Raw genomic sequence first — 240 nt, 5'->3', positions numbered from 1 at the left:
GAAGTGAAACGCCGTAGCGCCGATGGTAGTGTGGGGCCTCCCCATGCGAGAGTAGGGAACTGCCAGGCATCAATTTAAGACCAGTACGCTGGTCGTGACCACTCCGGTGACGCGGAGCGGGCGAAATACCTGAAGTCAGCGCAAGCGGACCTCAGTACAGAATCGGTGGAGCGGTAGTTCAGTTGGTTAGAATACCTGCCTGTCACGCAGGGGGTCGCGGGTTCGAGCCCCGTCCGTTCC

General features: G+C 60.0%; 1 tRNA gene. It reads left to right on the top strand.

What is annotated here, in order from left to right:
• Positions 1 to 167 precede the first annotated feature (167 nt).
• Positions 168 to 240, top strand: a tRNA-Asp gene (locus HFD92_RS21585).

Source organism: Pantoea sp. EKM101V (genome assembly GCF_011800325.1).
GTDB lineage: Bacteria > Pseudomonadota > Gammaproteobacteria > Enterobacterales > Enterobacteriaceae > Pantoea > Pantoea anthophila.
The sequence above is the reverse complement of the archived record's forward strand: the minus strand, read 5'-3'. Positions and strand labels throughout refer to the sequence as shown.